The 22,421-nt window shown below is 48.4% G+C and carries 20 protein-coding genes, 1 CRISPR repeat array and 1 other annotated feature; of the genes, 7 read left to right on the forward strand and 13 right to left on the reverse strand.

Features of this window, described 5'->3' with window-relative positions; all coding sequences use genetic code 11:
- Positions 1-289: 289 nt before the first annotated feature.
- Positions 290-928: a hypothetical protein gene (locus L691_RS33705; protein ID WP_025692103.1), complete on the reverse strand. Its 639-nt coding sequence runs from the start codon at positions 926-928 to the stop codon at positions 290-292.
- A gap of 162 nt (positions 929-1,090) precedes the next feature.
- On the opposite strand from L691_RS33705, the gene L691_RS0119835 reads away from it, so the two are divergent.
- Positions 1,091-1,327, forward strand: coding sequence for a helix-turn-helix domain-containing protein (locus L691_RS0119835; protein ID WP_025692104.1), 237 nt, complete (start codon positions 1,091-1,093; stop codon positions 1,325-1,327).
- 424 nt (positions 1,328-1,751) lie between these two features.
- A CRISPR array of direct repeats spans positions 1,752-2,048; the repeat unit is 33 nt; unit sequence ATTTCAATCCACGCTCCCGTACGGGGAGCGACT.
- 433 nt (positions 2,049-2,481) lie between these two features.
- Entirely contained in the window at positions 2,482-2,703 is a 222-nt protein-coding gene (locus tag L691_RS34355; protein ID WP_408634771.1) for a cupin domain-containing protein, read from the forward strand.
- A 204-nt stretch (positions 2,704-2,907) separates the two neighbouring features.
- On the opposite strand, the gene L691_RS0119850 is transcribed toward L691_RS34355, so the two are convergent.
- From L691_RS0119850 to L691_RS33015, 5 genes are all read right to left on the reverse strand, one after another.
- Positions 2,908-3,654, reverse strand: coding sequence for a DUF3600 domain-containing protein (locus tag L691_RS0119850; RefSeq protein WP_025692106.1), 747 nt, complete (start codon positions 3,652-3,654; stop codon positions 2,908-2,910).
- Positions 3,644-4,225: a sigma-70 family RNA polymerase sigma factor gene (locus tag L691_RS0119855; protein ID WP_025692107.1), complete on the reverse strand. Its 582-nt coding sequence runs from the start codon at positions 4,223-4,225 to the stop codon at positions 3,644-3,646. The genes L691_RS0119850 and L691_RS0119855 overlap by 11 nt, the downstream gene beginning before the upstream one ends.
- A 364-nt stretch (positions 4,226-4,589) precedes the next feature.
- Positions 4,590-5,198: a B12-binding domain-containing radical SAM protein gene (locus L691_RS33005; protein WP_198023075.1), complete on the reverse strand. Its 609-nt coding sequence runs from the start codon at positions 5,196-5,198 to the stop codon at positions 4,590-4,592.
- Between the two features lie 33 nt (positions 5,199-5,231).
- Complete coding sequence (locus L691_RS33010; RefSeq protein WP_198023076.1) at positions 5,232-5,597, reverse strand: hypothetical protein; 366 nt, start codon at positions 5,595-5,597, stop codon at positions 5,232-5,234.
- Positions 5,534-5,869, reverse strand: a complete 336-nt coding sequence (locus L691_RS33015) for a hypothetical protein (RefSeq protein WP_198023077.1) — start codon at positions 5,867-5,869, stop codon at positions 5,534-5,536. Before L691_RS33015 ends, L691_RS33010 begins: the two co-directional genes overlap by 64 nt.
- A gap of 257 nt (positions 5,870-6,126) precedes the next feature.
- On the opposite strand from L691_RS33015, the gene L691_RS0119870 reads away from it, so the two are divergent.
- A complete protein-coding gene (locus tag L691_RS0119870) occupies positions 6,127-6,435 on the forward strand; it encodes a hypothetical protein (RefSeq protein ID WP_025692108.1) in 309 nt (102 codons plus the stop codon).
- Between the two features lie 56 nt (positions 6,436-6,491).
- On the opposite strand, the gene L691_RS33710 is transcribed toward L691_RS0119870, so the two are convergent.
- Together L691_RS33710 and L691_RS0119880 are read right to left on the reverse strand one after the other, a co-directional pair.
- Positions 6,492-6,575: a YjcZ family sporulation protein gene (locus L691_RS33710; protein ID WP_232229230.1), complete on the reverse strand. Its 84-nt coding sequence runs from the start codon at positions 6,573-6,575 to the stop codon at positions 6,492-6,494.
- 190 nt (positions 6,576-6,765) lie between these two features.
- The gene (locus L691_RS0119880) at positions 6,766-7,539 is read right to left on the reverse strand and encodes a sporulation protein (RefSeq protein WP_025692109.1); all 774 of its coding nucleotides are present in this window, start codon (positions 7,537-7,539) and stop codon (positions 6,766-6,768) included.
- A gap of 283 nt (positions 7,540-7,822) precedes the next feature.
- On the opposite strand from L691_RS0119880, the gene L691_RS0119885 reads away from it, so the two are divergent.
- Entirely contained in the window at positions 7,823-8,293 is a 471-nt protein-coding gene (locus tag L691_RS0119885; RefSeq protein WP_025692110.1) for a hypothetical protein, read from the forward strand.
- Positions 8,294-8,625: 332 nt separating this feature from the next.
- On the forward strand, positions 8,626-11,895 hold the full coding sequence (locus tag L691_RS0119890) for a DEAD/DEAH box helicase (RefSeq protein WP_025692111.1): 3,270 nt from the start codon (positions 8,626-8,628) through the stop codon (positions 11,893-11,895).
- Positions 11,896-12,040: 145 nt separating this feature from the next.
- Here L691_RS0119890 and L691_RS0119895 read toward each other — a convergent pair whose 3' ends face one another.
- On the reverse strand, positions 12,041-13,720 hold the full coding sequence (locus L691_RS0119895; protein ID WP_025692112.1) for a glutamine--tRNA ligase/YqeY domain fusion protein: 1,680 nt from the start codon (positions 13,718-13,720) through the stop codon (positions 12,041-12,043).
- A 72-nt stretch (positions 13,721-13,792) separates the two neighbouring features.
- Positions 13,793-14,044: a binding site (T-box leader), on the reverse strand.
- Between the two features lie 387 nt (positions 14,045-14,431).
- Here L691_RS0119895 and L691_RS0119900 point away from each other — a divergent pair.
- Together L691_RS0119900 and L691_RS29545 are read left to right on the forward strand one after the other, a co-directional pair.
- A complete protein-coding gene (locus tag L691_RS0119900) occupies positions 14,432-15,355 on the forward strand; it encodes a cadherin-like beta sandwich domain-containing protein (protein ID WP_332249089.1) in 924 nt (307 codons plus the stop codon).
- Positions 15,356-15,375: 20 nt separating this feature from the next.
- Positions 15,376-17,616, forward strand: coding sequence for an S-layer homology domain-containing protein (locus L691_RS29545; RefSeq protein WP_025692114.1), 2,241 nt, complete (start codon positions 15,376-15,378; stop codon positions 17,614-17,616).
- 111 nt (positions 17,617-17,727) lie between these two features.
- Here L691_RS29545 and L691_RS0119910 read toward each other — a convergent pair whose 3' ends face one another.
- The 4 genes from L691_RS0119910 to L691_RS0119925 all read right to left on the reverse strand — a co-directional run.
- The gene (locus tag L691_RS0119910) at positions 17,728-19,089 is read right to left on the reverse strand and encodes an MATE family efflux transporter (protein ID WP_025692115.1); all 1,362 of its coding nucleotides are present in this window, start codon (positions 19,087-19,089) and stop codon (positions 17,728-17,730) included.
- An 82-nt stretch (positions 19,090-19,171) separates the two neighbouring features.
- On the reverse strand, positions 19,172-19,606 hold the full coding sequence (locus tag L691_RS0119915; RefSeq protein WP_025692116.1) for a MarR family winged helix-turn-helix transcriptional regulator: 435 nt from the start codon (positions 19,604-19,606) through the stop codon (positions 19,172-19,174).
- Between the two features lie 318 nt (positions 19,607-19,924).
- Positions 19,925-21,268: a glycosyltransferase family 8 protein gene (locus tag L691_RS0119920; RefSeq protein WP_025692117.1), complete on the reverse strand. Its 1,344-nt coding sequence runs from the start codon at positions 21,266-21,268 to the stop codon at positions 19,925-19,927.
- A gap of 125 nt (positions 21,269-21,393) precedes the next feature.
- Positions 21,394-22,421 (reverse strand): MFS transporter (locus tag L691_RS0119925; protein WP_025692118.1); only part of this gene is annotated, 1,028 nt, incomplete at its 5' end.

Raw genomic sequence — 22,421 nt, forward strand, 5'->3', positions numbered from 1 at the left:
AGACTCTTAGGTTAGCGATATGTTATTTTTATTTCAATCCACGCACCCGCACGGGGTGCGACAGCGCCCGTTGTAACCCTTTGCTACACAAGGGATTGCAAGCGCTTTAGTGCGAACCTCTAAAAAATGACCGTTTAAAACGGGGCTCATACTATAAAATAACGCGAAAACCCTTGTCCCGCAAGAGGTGCGAATCTCCCGGGATTTTTATGGGAGCTTGGGGTTCGCACTAAATAATATTACCGATTCATTAAGCATGACAATAACGTTCAGGGCAGCAGCAAGTAGCTTACTGTTTTGCCCGGGACCTTTCCGCTTTTTCTATGGCTTCAATCAGGCTGAGTTCCGGATTCCCTTTTCTATAAGAGATCGCCAGTTCAGCAGTCCCTCCAGCACGCTTCCATTCCCAGTAATCAAGGGTATCCATATTTTCGAGATAAAAATGAGAAAGTGCCTCAATCGGATTTACACTGTACATTGATTCAAAAGATGACTCTGACATCGGTTCATGTACAAGGTATTCATTTTTTAATTCATACAAAAGCTTAAAGACACTGAAATGATTAACATTAACAATTTTATCTACAAATTGATTGCATCTGGCTGGCGAATTTAATATGATTTGCATGTCATTTTTTAAATCTCTATCCTTAAAGCGGATATGCAGCATCTGAACAAGTTCTTGAAATGTAAGGTTTGGATCATAGGGGGCCGACCCAAGAATATATGTCCAAGGTCGATAATCTCCCATCCTAAATACCTTAATAGCGTCCGTTACATGACAACCGATTGTTTGCCATTTACGTCCGAGGGAATCAGTGAGATGATAGTAATGGATTGCTTCCGGCGAGTCGCCCAATTCCGGCCAAACCAAATCTTTTTTGATAATTTCAATGACAGCTTGATAACGGGGGCGACGTTTAGACATATGCATCCTCCACCGAATTTTTAAAAGATATCTATCTGCAAAAAGCAAGCTAACTGCAAATGGCTTTACTTTATACAATTGCACCTTTAAAGTTCAACTCTCGCATCCACAATATACCACATGCACGTCTGAAGTGCAGCACTTTGATTCGGAGGACAAAAAATGGAATATAACAAATATATACTCCATTGCAAATTGGACGAGATTTTAAAAGAGCACGGTAATATGTCCGTTTTGAAATTGTCTAAAGAGATAGGTCACCGCAGAACGACCATTATGGAATTGATGCATAACACCAATATGGATAAGAAAAAAATCTCGGCAGCACTGATCGTGAAGTTATGTTTATACTTCGATATCAGCCCCAACGAATTATTTGAGGTACGCCCCAAAGAGTAAACTCTCCCTTAGGCTAATAATAAAGCGCCGAAACTCTGCTATTAAAGCGGAGCTTTCGGCGCTTTTTCGTTGTTGAGCTTTAAATCTAACTCTGCTTTGTGATTAATCAATTTAAACTCTGGCTTCAATGGTACGATATGATTTTTAAGCGGGGGAAACTTTGGCTCCTGCACGGGGAGCGACAGCATATCGATGTGAGGCAATGTTATTTCCGAGGCATTTCAATTTACGCTCCCGTATAGGGAGCGAGCGACTTGATAATGTTCTTGTCGATGAGATGGTCATGGGAAAAATTTCAATCCATGCTCCCGTACGGGGAGCGACGCGGTGGAGTCGATCATGTTTAAATCCATGGAGAGATTTCAATCCACGCCCCGCACAGGAAGCGACCCTTGCTTATACATCAACGTTTCTGCAATTCCTTATTTCAATCCACGCTCCCGTACGGGGAGCGACTGGTAGCCTTGCCGTTTATCCTTCGGAGGGATATCATTTCAATCCACGCTCCCGTACGGGGAGCGACTACACAGTTCGAGAATAAACGGGTTGACGTCGTATTTCAATCCACGCTCCCGCACGGGGAGCGACGAGTGGGAGACCGCGATAGCTGCCGCTCTCGGAATTTCAATCCACACTCCCATACGGGGAGCGACGGCTCTTGCTCTGGCCCCCGCCGTGATTCCCCGTAATTTCAATCCACGCTCCCGCACGGGGAGCGACCTCCTAAAACTGGTTGTTTATAAGGATGCTTTCTTTATAAAATAACGCGAAAACCCGTGTCCCGCAAGAGGTGCGAACCTCCCGGGGTTTTTATGTGCGCTTGGGGTTCGCACCTAAGAAGGCTCAGCCACTTGGAACGAGTGATCCTGAGCAGGAATAGCAGCAACAAGACAAGCCTTTCACGATTCGATTGAAAATAATGTGATTGAAATCACTAGCCATCTTCCCGATTCTTATACAATTTAATTAACTTCTACGAATACGAAATCCGGCTGAAAAACCGCATTAATCCGAAACAAGGAGAGTGATTTTAAATGGAAAAGAAAGAGTTAGTTCAATTTCAGGAATACCAAGCGGACCGATTCACCAAGCGCATTGTCTTTAAAGAAGACAAGCATACGGTGTTTGTCTTGAACTTTGGACCGGGGCAGTAATTGCCCGTTCATAAGCATCCCGGAGCCAGCGTCTACATTCTCCTTCTTGAAGGCAGCGGAATAGTAACCTCCGATGGACGTGAAATCTCCGTATCGCAAGGCGATGTGGTTCAGATATCGGGGGATGAAGATTTCTCTTACAGGAGCGGCGAAGGCTCCAATTCGAGTCTGTATGTAACGTTGATCAACACCCCAGGCGAGCAATACGCACAGAACATCTGAGCATCCGGGCCGGCAGCTTGCAGGGGGTATGCATGGCACCCGACGTTCGCCTGATAAAAGCCCCCTTATGTGAAGCAGCGAAAGGACTGTCCCCCGGTCATGTTCATTACGGGACAGCCCTTGAAACGCCGGGGCTGGCAATGAGATCGGTTGAGATCCATGTCCTTAAAGACGCCCATTGCCAAACCGATTATTCGCTCAAAATCATTTCGCAGGCTTCAGCATAATCCCCAGTTTTTCTTGATAGGGTTCCAACTGCCGAACCAGTTCCTTCAATTGCTCTGTCTCCTCTTTCGTAAAGGCACGATCAGTGCCGTCCGGCCGGGCCGCTTGAGTTTGCAGCTTTTGAATCCCGCTAATAATCCCTTTCACTTTGGCAAAATCCTGACTGCTGAGGTTTTGCTCCCCCCGGACCAGAACGTCTTTCCAGGCGTTGTTCACTTGCTGGCCGATTTCCTTGGCGCTCCCCTCCTTATTCAACTTTTCAAAATAAGGCTCCAGCCCAGCGTTCAGCTTCTTATAGGCTTCCTGATCTCCGGGGCTTAGCCGCTCGGGATGCAGCACGCCTGTGTCATCGGCTATTTTCAGGTTATAATCGCCCAATTGTTTAAGCATGCCCATCAGCTTCGCGAACTCCTGCGGTTCAAGGCTCTGCTTTGCCGCTTGCAGCTTCTCCTCCAGATGATCATACTGCTGCTGGGTACCGCCGATTTGCTCTATCCGCTCCTGCGAGCCGTATACGGAGTCCGCCAGATAATGATACCCGGCATAAGCTCCCGTAGGAACGAGCAGCACGGCGGCCAGAATGCCTGCCGCAATCCATTTTTTCATTCTTCTTCCCTCCGGTTTCAGTGATTTATGATTTAATATTCTGTCCTTCAGTTCCGCGGGAGCCGTCCAGCCCCTGCTTTCTTCCCGCAATGCCTCTCGCAGCTCTTGCTCAAGCTTCATGCAAATCCTCCACCTTTCCCCTAAGCAAAATCTCGCTGCTCCGCTTGCTCCGCAGCTTCTTTAAAGCGGCGTGAATCCGGGATTTTACCGTTCCGAGAGGGATGCCCAGCGCATCCGCAATTTCCTCCTGGGAGTACTCGTTCAAATAGTGCAGAATCACGACCTGCTTCAGCTTGAACGGAAGGCGTTCCACGCTTGCAATCAGGGGGCGGTACGATATTTTATCAACCACTTCCCCCGAAAAATCGTAAGCTGCGATAATGCTCTGCTGCGCTTTTTTAATCAGGCGGATATGATTCCACCTCTTTCTCCGAAAAGCGCGGATTTGCCGCATGACCACCCCCATCAGCCACGGACGGAAAGGCCGGGCCGTGTCATACTGTCCAAGAGACCGGTACGCCTGAATGTAAATCTCCTGGACCACATCATCCGTATCGGATAACTCGCCAATGAGGAAACGGACGGTTCGATACACCTCGGTTATTGTTCTTTCATATAGCTCGCTGTACGCTTCACGGCTGCCGGCAAGCACAAGCGCTGCGAGCTCCGAATCTTGTTTTGGATGATTCATCCGCCATTCCCCCTTCGGTCTTACACTCTATATTGGAGAGTACCGAATATTTCGTTCGCTTTTTTTAGAAATTAGACTGGAAAAGCTCCCGTTTATCCTCCTCTCGGGGACGTACTCAGAGTAACAAACGGGAAAAGCTCCATCTTATTTCTGAGAAAAGGGGCTATTCTAAGGAATTGCTTCTATTAAGAGGGGGAAAATCCCTTTTATTCGTGTGGATACCCGGTTTTGGCTCTGATAAGCTCCGCTTTTTCCCGCTCAGCTCTCTAGTTAGCCCACAATCCAAGCACTTCTCCTTACAGGCGTAACGATACATTAAACTCAAACGCAAAAAAGCCCTCAGCCTGCGCTGCGGACTTCCCGCTTAACGCTTGTGGGCCAATCGGTATCCCAGGTTTATGATAAAGTTGTAGAAGAGATGCGTCCTGGAAACCCGCATCCGTCGTCTGATAAAGGATGGCAGCGAATAGAAACGGCGGCGAAAATCGAGATAGCCCTCGAATAGCTGCTCCGAAGTCATGTTCCGGGGATGGAACACGACGTCCGTCTTGCCGTTGTACAGACTCCAGTCTTCACTCAGCAGCCGCTGCTCCTGCTTCATTCCAGCATATACGGGTGTCCGGGGCAGCGGAGTAAGCAGGCTGACGGTAACCCCGTCGATCCCAAGCTCCTCGCAGGCCGCGAGCGTATCCTGGAAGGTTGCCGGAGTATCCTCGTCAAAGCCGAATACAATGCCGGCCTGGATCATGATCTTGTGCTTGTGCAGCTTCTGGGTGATATCGCGGTACGAATCGACCCGGTTAAACCCTTTGTTGACGCGCCGCAGTGCGGATGGCGAAAAAGACTCCAGCCCAACGAACAGATACAGACAGCCCGCTTCCCTCGCCCGTTTCAGCAGTTCATCGTCATTGCAATCGGCGAGGGTCACCTGTGCCGCCCACTTTTTGCCAAGGGGCTTCAGGTTCTCCATCAATTGGTAGCATGAGCCTTATCCGCAAAAAAATTATCATCCCAGAACACGAAAAACCTCGATTTCATCAGCGAGATTTCGCGGATCACTTCCAGGGATTGGACGGACGCGGAAACGGTCGTGGTAAATTTGCTTCAGATTGCAATAAGCACAGCGGTAAGGACACCCACGGGTCGCGAACACCGCGCCCTTCATTAGTCTGCTTCGCTTTAAGAGATCCCATCTCGGCAGCGGGATGTTCTTCAATTCGGGAATAACCTCCGAGCGGTAAACAGCCCGTTCCTTTCCTTTATGAAAATCCTCCAGAAACTCCGGCCAGGTCTCTTCCGCTTCACCGATCAGGAAACTGTCACAGTGCCCGAAAGCCTCCTCCGGCAGCAGCGTGACATGCGGTCCGCCCATGACCACCTTGGCCCTTGTGCCCGGAACTTCTCCGCAATTTGGTAGCAGTGGTAAGCATTCGGTGTATTCACGGTAATGGCTACCAGATCAAACATGCGGCGGAAGGGGATTTTTTGCCGATATTCATCTATAAGCGTGATCTGATACTTGCTCTCATCGATGAATCCCGCCAAATACGGCATCGTGATCTGAACGAAGTTGTTAAACTGCTTCCTTCTGAACCGGTTGATTTTCTCGTTCTCCGGCTGAATCAGCAGAATCTTTTTTCTCATGCGTCACCTTCCAGACAAGTCCATTTGGATAATTATAGCATGGGAGATTAGCCCAGCAATGCGGGGAACTATGCCTCATGAGGCCCAGGCTAAGCAGGCTGCCGCCGAACCCGAATATGCTTGAACCTTTGATGAATCTTTTTTCAAGAAGGCTTATGTAATTGTTGCATACGGTAACCCTGACATTCCCAAAGGAACGAACAACGCGGCTGCAATAGGCATATTATGTGTTAGTTGCAAAGGGAGGGGGTGATACTATGAGTATTCAAATGGGAGTACCTCAACAACAAGTGCTGTATCAAGCAGACAGCAGTGCAATTCAGAACATAAAATCCATTAGAAGCCATTTGCACAATATATGCAAACAGCATACGAATCAATATGTCAGGATTGAAACAATCGACGGTCAGGTGGTCACGGGGAGAATCGTGAATTGTGAGAGGGGCTTCTTGCATTTGGCAGTTCCAAGGCATGGGGGAAATCGAGCTTTCTATAATCCGTATGATGAAATGATTCTAACCCTTGTTCTTTACGAACTGCTTGTCATCACTTTATTGTACACATAACATGGAGTAAGAGCCTACGCGGTGAAGCAGGCTCTTACTTTTTAAACGCGTTCATCTTAAAATGTCTTCAGAATAATCACCAACAGAATGAAAAGCACTAAGACAGTAGTAGCCGAGGTGAACCCTGCATAACCACTCATCGCTATCCCTCCTTCATTTTCTACACTAATATATGCCCTATCTGTATAAGTGCAAGTGCTTTTGCCCATTGTCCTTTTGCCAGGTATAAAAAAACACCCCCTAGATTTTATCGAATTAACCTGGGGTTATCCGATTACTATTCTAAGGGGTGCTCTTCATAAGAAAGCCGGACTTACTCTACATTAAATATTAGCTGTATCGAGAGATTAGTTCATATAACCGGCTCGACACCTCATGTACGCCACGGCGCAGATCATTTCCAGTAAAGGTCACGCGGATAAAGCTTTCGTCCGTACCCATGGCTTCCGACAAGAAACTGCCAAGTCCGCGAGCTCTGCGGTCAATCTGGATATACAGCTCTAAATTGTCGCCCCGCGGGAAGAACATCACTTCAAGCTCATCCAGCGCACCGCGAAACTCGCGGGTCGGCACATACTCGAATTCCTGTACAAAAGGCAAGCCGGCGCCAAGACGGGGAGCATAATCATTGGTCACTTCACGCAGCCTGAAGCCCAGCTCATCCAACGCGCCGAATACCACCTGCATGTTATCGCTCGGCAGCACCTCCAGATAATCATGGTCGCTTGGGTCCAGCGCCATCTTGATATCCAGCCCGGTCATCAGCCATACCGGGGTATGGCGGTACGATACAGGCGTGCGCTCAGGAACGGTAATTTCAAACGGAATTTCCCGATCTTCCCCTGCCTTCAGCAAAAATCCCTCGGTAATGAGGATGCGCGCGATTTCGGTTTCATGGGTTACCTTTCGATCATTTTCCTCTTTCTCATACTGAGTCTTCACATAAATATAAATCTTGTCAATTTGCTGCTCCACCTGGCCCGCGCGAATGGATACCACTCCGCGCAGCGTACCGCCAGCCACTACCTGCGCCTCCTCCAGCCGTGTGTCCACTTTAGCCGACCCGATGCCGACGCTTGCCAATACCTTTTTGAACATAGACATGTACCGGTTCCACCTCCGCAATAATGCATGCTTGTAATACGTTCATGCTATGCATTACGCTGCATCCGGTTGATTCGTTTCAGCTAATACCAAATTGATTATTGAACTAAATACACAGCTATGCTAAGATACACTAAAAATAACTAAATATAATCAAACATAACGAAAAATAACAAATCTGCTTTTTGTATAAAAAGGGGGGATCGTCCAAAGGATGCTACATCTTCAAGCTGCATGTGAGTGATTTAACTAAAACTATGAATTTATAGGGAGTGGAAAAGAATTGTTTCATAAACAAAAAAAACTAATTAGTACTTTTGTAATATCACTATTGATGGTTTGCTTTTTTGCAAGTACCGCTTTTGCTGCTGACCCTACTTTAACCTTTTATGGCGCAAACCTATGCACTATAAGCGGAGAAACAGCAACACCCGGTGTATCATTAATTAACAATACGAGCGTACCTTCCGGGTTACAACATATTGAACTTCAATTTAATCATAATGTCGCCGCTAATTTATCTACCAATCAGAATTACATACATCTTAAAAATATAACCACCCAATCCATGGAATCGATAAGTGTATATAGATTGGGAGATGGCTCACCCTTTAGTATTGAAAAACGAAACCTCTTTTTTGATGCAAATCTGGTGAGTGGTAACAGTTATCAAATCATCATGGACCCAGGCTTGGTGGCCTATAATGGCTATACGTTAGGTTCCACTCAAACTGTGGATTTTACCGTTCAATAACAAGAATAAGCCATTTATATTTTTTGAACTCGCCCCTTCCGTCAAATCGGTGGAGGGGGCGACTCTTTTTCCGTTAGTAAAAGTCCCCTAAGGGTACCGAGTCATTCTCTGACCCCTAAAAAACTTGCCGTTACAATCTTTCATTGCTCGGTGCATGGCTCTGAGTTGGCTGCATGATCCTTATGTATACATCATTTCTCACGATTGCACGCCCCCTCCGTATAGGATCTCATCGTATCACAGATACTTTTTCTCACATCTCTTTGAAAAAAGATTTATGCTACAATGGACATACAAACATCCGTTCTATTAATTCAGGAAGGTGCCGTCAAATGAGCCTAACGTTAACCAAAAAATCGATCAAACAATGGTGCGGCCCTTATGCTTATCAAAAAGGCGAACGGTTAAGCCGCGCGAATAAGATTCATTTTACACGATTCAATCCCGAAACCAATGAATATGCGGCCGAAGTGAATGGCTCCAGCCGTCATGAGATTCAGCTTGCGTTTGACTGGAACGGCAAACCGAATGCGCGGTGCACCTGCCCCAACCTTGGCTCATTCGATACCTTTTGCCACCATATTGCCGCTGTGATGATCCGTATATATGAGCTGCAACTGACCGGCGATTCAGCCGCTCCACCGATTGCTGCCGAAGATCTGCCCGGAGAGACTCCCGATTATGTGGAAAATGTCCACCTTGCCGAACGTATTCTCGGACTGTTCGACGACAAGCCCATTCGCCCTATCCACAATCGAACGCTTGTGGAAACGAGAACGCCTCTTGACGTGGAGTTCATTCTTAAGCTTTTGGCCTATAACAAGAACACCGCCCTGTTTGGCATCGAGCTTAAAGTAGGCCCAAAAGCCTTATATATCGTGCAGAACATCGCCTCCTTCCTGGATCAGCTTGTCCGGGGGGAGCGCTATCCTTTCTCACCGAGGTTCGGATATGATCCCGAGCTCCACAGCTTTGCAAAAGAAAACGAGGCCGTCCTTCGAGCTTTAATCGAAATGGTGCGAGATCGCGCCTCCTATCGCGAAACGGACCGTTTGCACGCCGTTTATGTCTCGGGCAGAAGCAGTGACCGCATGCTGCTAATCCCGCCACGGGCATGGGCAGGCCTGCTTCCTCTGCTGACACAGGCGCCAAAGGTTACCCTTATGGATGGGAACCTCAAATATGACGGCATTTGCTTATCTGATGAACCCCTGCCTCTTCGCTTCGAGTTCGATGAAGCGAGCTCCGGGGACTACTCTTTGAGTGTTTACGGTTTTGAGCAGTTTACGGTTATGGAGCCCTATGGAGCGGCCTTCCTTCAGGGGAAACTACTCCCGCTTCCGGCGGAACAATGCAAGCGGCTTGCAGAACTAAAGGCGATTCTCGAAGAATCGGGTATGCACGACATTCCGATTCATAGCGGTCAATTGGAGTCTTTTATTGAAAAAGTCGTACCCGGCTTCATGAAGCTGGGCAGCGTCAGCATCTCTCCGGCCATTGCCGAGCGGGTCACGCAATCTCCGCTTCTAGCTAAGCTGTATCTGGATCGGGTGAAGGATCGTCTTCTGGCAGCCGTGGAATTTCAATATAATGAGGTCGTTATTAATCCCCTTGAGGATAGCCGGAAGCAGCTGGGCTCTCATCGTATTCTCATCCGGGACGCCCAGCAGGAACGGCGGATCATCGAAATGATCGAACAAAGTCCGTTCACGAAGACAGAAGCCGGATACTTCATGAACGACGAAGATGCAGAGTTCGACTTCCTGTATACAGTTGTTCCGCAGCTGGAGAAGCTGATGAAGGTGTATGCAACGACGGCTGTGAAGCTCCGGTTGCACAAATTAGATACACTCCCGAAGGTCAGTGTGCAGGTATCCGCAGCTGAGCAAATGAACTGGCTTGAATTTCGCTTGAATATGGGATGGATTCCGGAAACCGAAATTCGCAGCCTTGTGAAATCCTTGGAGGAAAAGCGGAGATATTACCGCCTGCCGAACGGTTCCTTGCTCCCGCTGGACAGCGCCGAGCTTCAGGAACTATCGAAGTTCCTGAAGGACACGGGGCTTCTCTATTCGGACATAGCGGGAGCGAAGATTCGTGTTCCCCTGGCACGCGGCATTCATTTGATCGATCACGACTTTAATGCCTTGAAGCTCGACAGGCCGGTCCGCCGGCTCCTCGATAACCTGCGGAATCCGGACAATCTCGACTTCGAGGTCCCCGCTCCTCTCAAGGATGTGCTGCGGGATTATCAAAAAATAGGCTATCAGTGGTTGAAGACGCTCGCCCATTACGGGTTCGGCGGCATCTTGGCCGATGACATGGGACTGGGAAAGACACTGCAGAGCATCGCCTTTATCGCTTCCGTTCTGCTGGAGATTCGGCAGCGGCGCATCCCTGCCCTCGTGATTTCGCCGGGGTCGCTTGTCTACAATTGGCGCAATGAGCTGCAGAAGTTTGCACCGGACATCCGCGTACTGATTGCAGACGGCAGCCAAACCGAGCGGGCAGAGAAAATGCTAAGGCTGGCGGAGGCCGACGTCATCCTCACATCGTATCCGCTCTTACTGCGAGATGTGGACCTCTACGCCAAGCAACCGTTCCACACCCTCATTCTGGACGAGGCGCAAGTCTTCAAGAACCATGCGACGCAAACCGCTCAGGCGGTCAAATCGATCCAAGCCGATTACCGGTTTGCCTTGACCGGAACCCCTGTCGAGAACCGTATCGAAGAGCTGTGGTCGATCTTTAGCGTCGTCTTCCCAGCCTTGTTCCAGGATCGGAAGGCGTTCGGAAACTTAACGCGCAAAGAGGTGTCCAAACGGGCGCGGCCTTTCATGCTGCGCAGGTGGAAGAGCGAGGTGCTTCAAGACCTGCCGGACAAAATGGAGTCGATTAAGCCAACCGAGCTTCTGCCGGAACAGAAAAAATTGTATGTCGCTTATTTGGCCAAGCTGCAGCAGGAAACCTTAAAGCATTTAAGCGTAGATGGTTATCACAAGAGCCGCATCAAAATCTTGGCCGGTCTAACCCGGCTTCGGCAAATTTGCTGTCATCCCGCCCTATTTATCGAAGGATACAAGGGGAGCTCTGCGAAGCTTGCGCAGCTGATGGAGATCGTGGAAGAGTGCCTGTCCAATCGGAAACGCCTGCTAATCTTCTCTCAATTCACGGAGATGCTCGGCCTCATAGGCCATGAGCTGAGCGATCAAGGCATTCCATTTTTTTATTTGGACGGATCCACGCGGGCCCGCGAGCGCGTCGAGCTGTGCGACCGGTTTAATGATGGCGAAATGGACGTCTTCCTCATTTCCTTGAAGGCAGGGGGAACCGGCCTAAATTTGACGGGAGCGGATACCGTTGTCCTATATGATCTATGGTGGAATCCTGCAGTCGAGCAGCAAGCCGCCGACCGCGCCCATCGCATGGGGCAAAAAAACGTTGTTCAAGTCATCCGCCTTATCACCCAAGGCACCATGGAGGAAAAAATGTACGAGCTCCAGCACAAAAAGAAACACCTGATCGACGAAGTGATGGGGCCGGACCAGGAGGCGATGCCTGCGCTGACCGAACAAGAGCTTCGCGAGATCTTGATGATTTAAAATTTGAGAGGACATGCGGTGAGTACGTGTCTTATTTACGCTTTAGCCCGATGCTCATTAGAGCATGATACGGTTCTCCGCGCTTTCTGTAACGGCAAGTTTTGCAGAAAGACCATCCTAAGTGTAGGATGGTCTTTTCAGAGCCTCATCTTTTACTCCAAGTATCCTTTAACGGTACGATACGGTTAAATACAAGCCGCTCACCGGTACTATATTTCTTATCGACGCAAAAATAACCATGACGGAAGAATTGGAACTTCTGTTCCGGGCGAGCATATTGAATGGAAGGCTCCATTAAAGCATCCTTTATGGTAACTAACGAGTCAGGGTTGATCTTCGTTGTCCAATCTCCGCTGTCTTCCTTCGGAATATCCTGATCAAGCAGCAGTTTCTCATAAAGATTAACATCAACTTTAACGGCATGGTCCGCAGATACCCAATGAATCGTCCCCTTCACCTTGCGTCCTGTAAACCCCGTGCCGCTCTTTGTGAGCGGGTCGTATGTGCAGCGAAGTTCCGTAATTTCACCCGTATCTTCGTCCTTGATCACTTCCTCGCACTTTATGAAATACGCACCCTTCAGCCTCACCTCCCCATTTGGACTAAGCCGGTGGAAGCCCTTGGATGGCTGCTCCATAAAATCGTCCCGCTCGATATAAATCGTTTTGGAGAAAGGAACCTTTCTTTTCCCCAGAGCCTCATTTTCGCTGTTGTTTTCAATCGTTAATCGTTCTGTTTCATCCTCAGGGTAGTTGGTAATAACAACCTTTAAAGGGTGCAAAATACCCATGACGCTAATCGTTTTTTCTTTTAGACCCTGCCTTACGCAATGATCCAAGAGTGAAATATCTACCGTGCTTTGGGTTCTAATGCTGCCGATCTCCTCAATAAAGCGGCGTATGCTTTCCGGCGTGAAGCCTCTTCTTCTTAATCCTCGAATCGTTGGGAGCCTGGGATCATCCCAGCCGTCGACGAAGCCTCCTTCTACCAGCTGCCTCAAAAACCGTTTGCTTGTGACTACACCCGTTAAATTCAGCCGGCCGAACTCCCTTTGCCGCGGAGGCTCAGGGGTACCAAGCTCCTTTAAGACCCATTCGTACAAGGGACGATGATCTTTGAATTCGATTGAGCATAGGGAATAGGTGATACCCTCAATCGCGTCTTGGATAGGATGAGCAAAATCATACATTGGATAGATGCACCAGTCATTTCCAGTCCTGTAATGCTCAGCATAGATAATTCGGTAAATCACAGGATCACGCAGATTCAAATTGGGCGAGCCCATATCAATTTTCGCGCGAACAACCTTGGAAGAAGCCGGGAAGTCGCCATTTTTCATTTTTGCAAAAAGCTCCAGATTTTCATCAATGGACCGGTTTCTGTAAGGGCTGTTCTTGCCTGGCTCCGTCAAAGTCCCTCGATACTCCGTCACTTCGTTCGGCGTCAAATCACAGACGTAGGCCTTCCCCTTCTTGATCAATGTAACTGCGGCGTTATATATTTCGTCCGAGTAGTCTGAGCCGTAATAAATATGATCTCCCGGATCGTAGCCGAGCCACTTGATGTCCTCGATAATCGCGTTGACATACTGAGTGTCCTCCTTAAGGGGATTCGTATCGTCAAAACGTAAATTGAACGTCCCGTTAAATCTTTGGGCCACTGTAAAATTCGTGTTTATGGCGTAGGCGTTTCCGATATGAAGATAACCATTGGGTTCGGGAGGAAATCGCGTGCACATTTCCCTGCCAAATGGGCTCCTCTCCAGCTCCTCACTAATCAGCCTAAATAAAAAATTCTCGGTTTGATGCTCCTTGAGGCTATTCAATGTCGACTCCTCCTAATGAACTTGTTAAGTGATCATCCGATACAAAAAAACTTCACCTCCAAGACTTCATGTCTTGGGGACGAAGTTGTCGCGGTGCCACCCCAGGTTCATTAATATGTCGCCATATTAACCTCTTTAAGTACGGCATTGCAGGCAATGCTTATACTCTAGCTCAATAACGGGAGCTCCCGTCACGCCATCCCTTTGGAGTTCCGGCATGCTGCTCAGAGGCTTGGTTCGGGAAATCGCTCTTTGCTCCTTTTCAGCTGCCGGAGCTCTCTGTGCAAGAACGTGATTCCTTACTCTTCTCATCATCGCATTTTCATATTATTGATATTATATTAATCATTACCATTTGTGTAAACCCATATTCTTTACGTCCGTATGATAACTAACTTACTCAAAATAAATAACCGATATGATATAGTAAGAATAATTCTTACATAATAGTTAAACAAGAAAGGAGAGGCGTTTCGTGAGACTTGCAAGGTATTTTTTCATCAGCTTTACGGTTTTGATCCTTATTACAGCTCTTCCTTGGTATGTACGGGCTCAAATAAGCGATGCGGATGCTGATCTGACGTCTATTTATCAAGGGACCGGCCCATTATCCCCTGCCTCTTCTCCATCCATGATGAATATTGGGTAAGAATGCACAGCTCTGCAATCGGTTATTACTCGGCGGCAATTCCTGCAAATTCCGGAGCTACGATGGAGTATTCGATGAATGGAGGTTCTTGGACTGGACTCCCTTCTAACACATCGACGGGGTATCTTCCGACAAATCGGGGAGATAACACGTTTCAAATCAAGGTAACTTCGGCAGATTTAACGGCAACCAAAACGTATACAATTCATGTTTATTATCCACCGACCAATGATGCGGATTTGATTGATTTACATTCAGATGATGCAGCGTTAAGCCCGGCTTTTCAATCCTCGGTAATGAATTACACAGCAACCGTACCTTATACAACCAGCAGCATTTCGTTCACCGGGGCGCTCAGTGATCCCGCTGCCTCTTTGACAATCAACGGAACGGCGGCGACTAATGGCGCTGCATCCGGTTCAATTCCTTTAAATGTCGGAAGCAATACGATAGTGATCGCGACCGCATCCTATGATCATACGGCGAACAAGACATATACGATAACGGTGACACGAGCCGCACCCAGCACGAATACCGGCTTAAGTGATCTAACCGTTCCCGGAAACATGTTAAGTCCGGCTTTTGCAACAGGTACGACTTCCTATACATTGGCAAGCGCTGCTTATACTGCCGATTCATTGACGGTAATTCCAACGGCAGCCGACCCGGCGTCAACGGTAAAGGTTCGGGTTAATGGAGGCAGCTACATGCCGGTTAACAGCGGCTCAGCCAGCGGATCGCTGGCGCTGAACGTCGGAAGCAATACCATAGACATCCAAGTAACCGCCCAAGACGGGATAACAAGCAATCTATACACGATAACAGTGAATCGAAAAAATAATAATGCGGCGTTAAGCGAGTTGCTCGTATCGCCGGGAAGCCTTAATGAGGCGTTCTCCAGCGGAAGATTGGACTATTCGCTGGAAGACGTAGGCAGCACGACGGATACGTTGACGGTGTCGCCGGCGGCGGCTACACACCGGTAACGAATGGATACGGAATAGATGTGCAGCTGACTCCAGGCAGCAATCTCATCACTATAGAAGTGACAGCGGAAGATTCGGGCTACTTCAAGCGGTATACGATTTCGGTTACAAGGCTGCAAGATAGTACGATCTACCCGGCATCGGGCATTTTTGATAAATATTCGTCCAATCCTGCGGAAGGGCACTATCAAGACATCGTGACAACCCTTACCTTGAACGGCAATACACTGTCAAGTATAAAGCTTGACGACACGACCCTGGAAGCTTCCAGCTACACATTATCCGCAAATACAGTAACCATTCATAAAGAATACTTGGCTGCATTAGAAACAGGCCATCATGTATTTACTTTTGTGATGAATAAGGGAACGAACGCTCTGTATACCCTATTAGTGAACGATACAACCCCACCGGTCCTGAACTCGGCTATTGCCGGTGATAGACATGTACAACTTGCCTGGAGCCCTGTAGATGGCTCTACAGGATACAAAATCTACCAAAGCGTAACATCCGGCACTTATGGTCCCGAAGTCGCTACCGTTACCGGGTCGACTTACGATTTTGATGTAACAGGCTTGACCAATGGCACTACTTACTACTTTGTCGTTAAAGCGGCCAACCCGGGAGGGGACAGCGCAGCTTCCAATGAAGTGAGCGCAACGCCGATAACTGTTCCGGCCGATCCAACTGACGTAAGCGCGGTTGCGGGAAACAGCCAAGCCACCGTTTCTTTTACCACTCCATCTGACAATGGCGGAAGCCCGGTCATCGGATACGAAGTTACAGCTTCGCCGGGCAATATCATTGCTGAAGGAACAAGCAGTCCAATTACCGTTACGGGCTTATCGAACGGCACGGCTTATACGTTCACGGTAAAAGCGGTCAACAGCGCAGGGAAAAGCGCCGGATCAGCCGTTTCCAACGAGATTATTCCAAAATCATCATCAAATGCCGGAGATGGGGACGGTAACGATACACCGGTAAATCCCCTTACAACAGGGACTGCTGGTACAGTTGTCAATATCCTGGTCAATGGAAAAGCCGAAAATTGGGGATTAGCAACAACAACCCGGGTCAACAATCAGTCGGTCACCACGATTTCACTAAACCCGGCCAAATTTATGGAAATGTTGGCGGCGGCAAGTCCAGGTACAGTAATTACGATTCCTTTTAGTCCGGGATCGGATGTCGTCATCGGTGAGTTCGATGGTCAGATGATCAAAGCTCTAGAGCAAAATCAGGCGGTGGTGAAAATCCAAACCGATCAGGCTACCTATACGCTGCCTGCCCGGCAAATCAATATGGAATCCATCTCCCAGCAGTTGGGAGAATCGGCGCTACTACAGGACGTGATCGTTCAGATTGAAATCGCGGCTCCTGCGGCAGACATGCTGCAAACGATTGAAAATACGGCATTCAAAGGCAATTTCAAGCTTGTCGCTCCTCCGCTTAACTTTACAGTGCGTGCGGCATATCATAACAGCAGCTTGGAAGTGTCCCGGTTCAACGCATATGTAGAACGCACAATAGCGATTCCCGGTAGCGTTGACGCCAAACAGGTCACAACCGGCATTGTCGTTGAACCGGATGGATCATTTTACCCGATCCCAACCAAGCTTGCCGTGATGGATGGGAAAAATTATGCGACAATCAAGAGCTTGTCGAACAGCACGTACGCTATCATTTCACATCCGGTCGAATTTCAAGACGCCGCCAGCCATTGGGCACAAGCTGCAATCAATGATTTGGGCTCACGCATGATCATTAACGGGTTCGACAATGGGATATATGCCCCCGATCAAAACATTACACGCGCAGAGTTTGCTGCTATCCTTGTTCGAGGACTGGGAGTGAAGTTAGTGAATGGAGGAACCGCATTCCCGGATGTAAAAGCTTCCGATTGGTATAGCGATGCCATTCAAACCGCGTACACCTACCAATTCATCAGCGGCTTTGAAGATGGCAGCTTTCATCCAACGGACAAAGTCACACGGGAACAGGCAATGGCGATGATATCAAAAGCAATGACGCTGACCAGTTTGAAAACCAAGCTCCCTGCCCAGGAGACGAATGCAGCGCTTGCTCCATTTAAAGATGCAGCGCATGCTTCCAATTGGGCCAAGGAGAGTATTGCCGACTGTCTGCAATCGGGAATTGTGTCGGGCAGAAATGAGACGGAGCTTGCTCCAAAAGCACCCATTACGAGATCGGAAGTTGCCGTTATTATTCAGAGGCTCCTTCAGAAGTCTGAGCTCATTTAGGATAAGGGATTCTTTTGTGGCTGAATGGTATCCTCTCTAAACCTAAGGGGGCCGGATGCTTCCGACTCCCTTTTTCATTTGATTTTTGTGAAAATATCCCTTGAAAGCTATCTATGCAGTAGTTTCCAATAGTTCATCCATATCCGGTTTTAGTTTATGGCGAATGCTAAATAATAGAGCGCTAGCGACTAAGGCACAGATGCTGTCCGCTACGAAAAGAGACCATACTACTCCTTCGAACTTCCAATATCCATTTGCCACATACAGAGTGGGGATCAAAATAAGTCCTTGGATGATGGACATAACCAGCGCAGCTTTTCCTTGACCGGTTGCTTGAAAGATGCCGTTGATCAGCAAAGTGAATCCCGAGATGAATAAGGAAAGGAAGGTTATTTTAATAATGTGACTCCCCACCTCAATTAACTGTGCATCGACAGTGAACAGACCAATCAAATGATTTCCCGCTGCAAAAACAATCAAACCGAAAACCGAAGCCAACGAAGAAACAAGAATTACGACGAACTTCAATACGGACTTCATCCGCTTTTTGTCTGCTGTGAAACAAAAGGCGATGAGCGGAACGACCCCTTCACACAATCCCATGATGATAAATTCCGGAAATTGCTGGAATCGTGATGTGATGCCATATGCGGCTATCGATACATCTCCATAGATTGACATAAAATGATTAAAGAAAAGCGCTTGGACACCGAGCAGCGTGCTCAATAGAAACACAGGAATACCGATCTTCAAGACATTGCCCAAAATCTCTGTATTTACAGCGAATTTTTGAAGTGAAAGGGATAAATACGGACTTTTCTTGGCGATGTATCGGCAATAGTAAACGACGGAAGCTGCATTGGCCAGAAGTGTGGCTAAAGCTGCACCCCTTACACCCCAATCCAGAGCAAAAATGAACAAAGGGTCCAGTAAAACGTTAATGACCACGCTCAAAATCATCCCGATCATCGATACGTTTGCCGCCCCTTCCGCTCTTACGGTTTGTTCCATTGCAAAGTTAGCGATGACGATCGGAGCACCGATGAGCATGATCACAATATAGCTCTTTGTAAATAAGAAAGAATCATCGCTTGAACCAAGCCCATGTGCGATTTGATCAGCAAATGGTAAAGATACGGCCATCATCACCAAGCCAATCAATATGCAGCTATAGAATGAAAATGAGGATATATGCTTGATCTTCTCCATATTTTTCTCGCCGAGCAGACGTGAAATATACGTTCCACCACCTACACCGATTAAGTTACCCAACGCCATGAGAATTGCGAAGACTGGAAGCGTCAAAGTCAACGAGGCAATCATTTCCACATTTTTGAGAAGTCCGATGAAATATGCATTCAAGATAGAGTAGACTACACTCATCGACATTCCCATAATCATTGGCAGTGAAAAGTGGGCTATGGCTTTCCGAATCGGTGCCTTTTCAAAGTAATAAAGGTTATCGTTTTTCATGTTCATCCCTGCTTTCCTGGTTTTCATTATCGTTAGATATCTAACTAATTGCTTAAACTGACTGGAATCCGGAAAGGATCCGTCAGATGTGCTCATCCAAATTCGCGATGACTATCGATAACGTTCGCGAAAGCTTTTCGATCTCAGCCCTGGAGAGGCGGCTCGTCATCACTTCTTCCAATTCTTCGAAGAAAGCTTCAAAATCCCGAACAACTTCTTTCCCTTTCGGCAGAAGGCTTAGAATTTTCTTACGCTCGTCCGTTGCTCCTACCTTTCTCTCGAGAAACCCTTTCTTCTCCAAATTCACCACAATACTGCTGACTGTGGAACCCTTTCGTTGAAACACGCGCTCTATGTCTTTCTGCGAAATTCCTTTTTCCTCATGATGATACAAATAATCAATCAGATGAGCTTGTTCCAATGTCAGATCATAGGACTCAAGCTTCTTATCACCTAACATTTTCAACTTATGGCCAATGGTACGGAACTGGTATTGAAATGTATGTTGTTTAGACAATAGTCATCACCACCTTTTGTTAGATATCTAATCAAAATATAGTGTATGCTTTTAGCTTTGTCAACTGATTTGGGAATGCCTCTACTGCCACCTTGGCTGGCTTTGTTAAAGATATCAAGGACATGATTGCCAATGCCGGATTTAAAAATACTGGGTTTATAACAGACAATATAGAGGCCTTTATGCGAACGTTGGGAAGCCCGAAAATGGTGGAATAACCGAAAAAATGAGGGAACCGTTCAAGCTCTTTGCCGGACGGTCCCCTCATTTTTATCCAGACGCTCCGGCCTAAGCTCCGGGCGAATATGCAATAAACGATTATGAGGTACGCTTTAGTGGACGTTTTGTATGGGATTTGGTATTTTTTCTGACCGGCTGCAGCTTCTTTTTGGCCGATTTAAAGATTTTGCTCCTCGCTGCACGTTTACGCTTAAGCAGTTTCACCTGTTTACTGGAACGGTATTTCGCGTGGAATATTCTTATCTTTCTCAGTCTTCGCCGTAACCGCATTTTCTTTCTCAGTCTCAATCTTCTCCATAACCGTATCGATCTGCGGCGTTTCCGTCTGTGCGGCTTTACGGGAATATTCCCCGGAGCTTCCGCTTGCGGGACCGGGATTTTAATAACCGGGGGGGCGGGCACCAGAATTTTCGGAGCGGGAGGCGCTGGCGGCGCGATCGGCTGCTCTTCCTGCGGCAGAGGAGGCGGGTCAAGCGGGATGTTGACCGGCGCTGGCGGCGCGATCGACTTTTCTTGCGGCAGGGGAGACGGGTCAAGCGGGATGTTGATCGGCTTCGGCGGCGCGATCGACGGTTCTTCCTGCGGCAAGGGAGGCGGGTCAAGCGGGATGTTGACCGGTTCCGGCCCGGAAACAGGAACTTGTATAAATTCCTTGGACCAAGGGGTCATGGCAAGATATTTATAGTACAGTGGTGCCGCGTGTGAGCCTTCATTCCACCATTTGCTGTCACCGGCGAAATGAACAATTCTATTCTCCAAATCGAGTTCAGGGTATCCGAAAGAATTAAACCGCAGATCCAATTGTAAATAGTTGGAGCCGTACAGGGCATTCAGAACATCCTGATCAGGCATGGTCACCCACGGAAAAGTGCGCATGAAACCGAGCATTTCATCATACCAGGTCTGTCTGTTGCGGATATTGTTCAAATGAAACAGAATGACCCCCGAGTTAAAATACAGCTCCGCATTAAGCCCAAGCGAAGTGAAGTATTCGAGCAAATTTCCTCCCTGATCCAGCACTGCGCCCAAATACCGCTCTCCCAGGTCGATGCTCCACAATTGGTTAATATCCATATTGACCAGAATGTCGCAGTCCAGATAAATAACCCTGTCAGCCGGAATAAACTGCGGAAGCAGTAAACGGTACATACTGGCCACTGTCCAATAGTCGATTTTATGCACGCCGGCCGCAACTTCAAGAAAATCCCCAGGAAGGGTAACATAATAATAAAAGATATTGTGATGAAAGGATTCAACCAACTGCGTGAGCCTGAACTTGTTCTCATCGCTTAATGAACCATCATGAACAATGTGCACATTGATCGATTGCTGGGTATTGGAAAAAATGGATGCCAGAACAACACCCGCATGCTCGGTATATCTTCCGTCTCTATCGTTGATTGTCAAAACCAGCTCAATCATTTCTCTAGGTTCACCTGCCCTTAAAGTATGCTTATGCTCAGTCGCATGCTGCATCTGACCCTTTAAGTGTATGTAAAACCCAGGGACTAGATTGGACTATTCCCCAAGAGGCACCCGATTTATTTTTAAGGGTTCACCGAGTCGCCATTGAAGCTTATGCCCCCTTCCCGGCCTTCCTTCCCCTCCGGCCACAGCAAACGCCTAAGAAGCATTCCCGCCGCGCCGATCAACGCGATCACGAGGCCGAAGCCGGCGAAGATCCGCCGCGGACCCGCCAGATCGACCATTGCGCCGCCCAGCAGCGGAGCGGCAATCATCACGGCGCTCAGCACCATGCTCTGAATGCCGAACACCCGGCCTGTCATATGGGACGGCGTTTCTTTTTGCAGGCAGTAATTGAAGGCGATCATGAACATCCCGTTTCCGGCGCCCATCAGCAGACCCAGCAGCAGCACGGGGAGGGGGGAAGCACCGGGCGGCAGCAGACCCAGCCCTCCGATAGCTGCGCCGATCAGCGCATAGCCTCCGCCCAGTCTTAAGCCATAGCCTGCACCTCGCCCCACCTTATTCATGGTGGCAATCGTCAGCACCGCTCCCGCCCCCGCTGCCGACACCAGCCAGCCGAGCAAATATTCCTTTTCCGGGGCAAGAGTACGGAACAGGCTGGCGAACTGGAAATCAACCATCTGGATCGACAGGGCGCCCAGCAGGCCGAACAGCATCGTATTCCGCAGCAGCCTGCTGCGGAAAATAAAGCTCCAGCCTTCCTTCCACATGGTCCGCGCCGAAAGCAGCTTCCCGCCGGGAGCCTGATCCCCGGCGTTCATGGCAGCTTGTTCCCCTGCTTTTTTCCGTATATCCGCATCCGCACCTATGCTCCCATTTGCATCAGCGTTTTTTATGGACAGCAGCAGCACATACGAAAACAGCCGCATGCAGGCATTCAGCGCTATGCACCAGGCGGGCGAAAGGGCTGCCAGAGCCAGTCCGCCCAGCAGGGGACCGGCGATTTTGGAGCCTTGCGTGACGAAGCCGTTAAGAGAAGCGGCTTGCAGCAGCTGGTCCTCCCGGACAATGCTTCGGGTGAGCGACTGCTGGGCCGGCACATTCAGCGCGGAAACGGCCGACCGCAGCGCAAGCAGCGGCAGCAGGC

The sequence above is a fragment of the Paenibacillus zanthoxyli JH29 genome, from assembly GCF_000520715.1.
Taxonomy (GTDB): Bacteria; Bacillota; Bacilli; order Paenibacillales; family Paenibacillaceae; genus Paenibacillus_AQ; species Paenibacillus_AQ zanthoxyli.

What these genes read in the sequence shown, in the direction of transcription:
- L691_RS0119855 (WP_025692107.1), bottom strand. Translation starts at nt 4,225, where the DNA reads ATGAATCATCCAAAACAAGATTCGGAGCTCGCAGCGCTTGTGCTTGCC.
- L691_RS0119910 (WP_025692115.1), bottom strand. Translation starts at nt 19,089, where the DNA reads ATGAAAAACGATAACCTTTATTACTTTGAAAAGGCACCGATTCGGAAA.
- L691_RS0119850 (WP_025692106.1), bottom strand. Translation starts at nt 3,654, where the DNA reads ATGAAGCTTGAGCAAGAGCTGCGAGAGGCATTGCGGGAAGAAAGCAGG.
- L691_RS0119890 (WP_025692111.1), top strand. Translation starts at nt 8,626, where the DNA reads ATGAGCCTAACGTTAACCAAAAAATCGATCAAACAATGGTGCGGCCCT.
- L691_RS0119880 (WP_025692109.1), bottom strand. Translation starts at nt 7,539, where the DNA reads ATGTCTATGTTCAAAAAGGTATTGGCAAGCGTCGGCATCGGGTCGGCT.
- L691_RS0119870 (WP_025692108.1), top strand. Translation starts at nt 6,127, where the DNA reads ATGAGTATTCAAATGGGAGTACCTCAACAACAAGTGCTGTATCAAGCA.
- L691_RS0119835 (WP_025692104.1), top strand. Translation starts at nt 1,091, where the DNA reads ATGGAATATAACAAATATATACTCCATTGCAAATTGGACGAGATTTTA.
- L691_RS33010 (WP_198023076.1), bottom strand. Translation starts at nt 5,597, where the DNA reads ATGGGCGGACCGCATGTCACGCTGCTGCCGGAGGAGGCTTTCGGGCAC.
- L691_RS33015 (WP_198023077.1), bottom strand. Translation starts at nt 5,869, where the DNA reads ATGAGAAAAAAGATTCTGCTGATTCAGCCGGAGAACGAGAAAATCAAC.
- L691_RS0119920 (WP_025692117.1), bottom strand. Translation starts at nt 21,268, where the DNA reads ATGATTGAGCTGGTTTTGACAATCAACGATAGAGACGGAAGATATACC.
- L691_RS33710 (WP_232229230.1), bottom strand. Translation starts at nt 6,575, where the DNA reads ATGAGTGGTTATGCAGGGTTCACCTCGGCTACTACTGTCTTAGTGCTT.
- L691_RS0119900 (WP_332249089.1), top strand. Translation starts at nt 14,432, where the DNA reads ATGGAGTATTCGATGAATGGAGGTTCTTGGACTGGACTCCCTTCTAAC.
- L691_RS33705 (WP_025692103.1), bottom strand. Translation starts at nt 928, where the DNA reads ATGTCTAAACGTCGCCCCCGTTATCAAGCTGTCATTGAAATTATCAAA.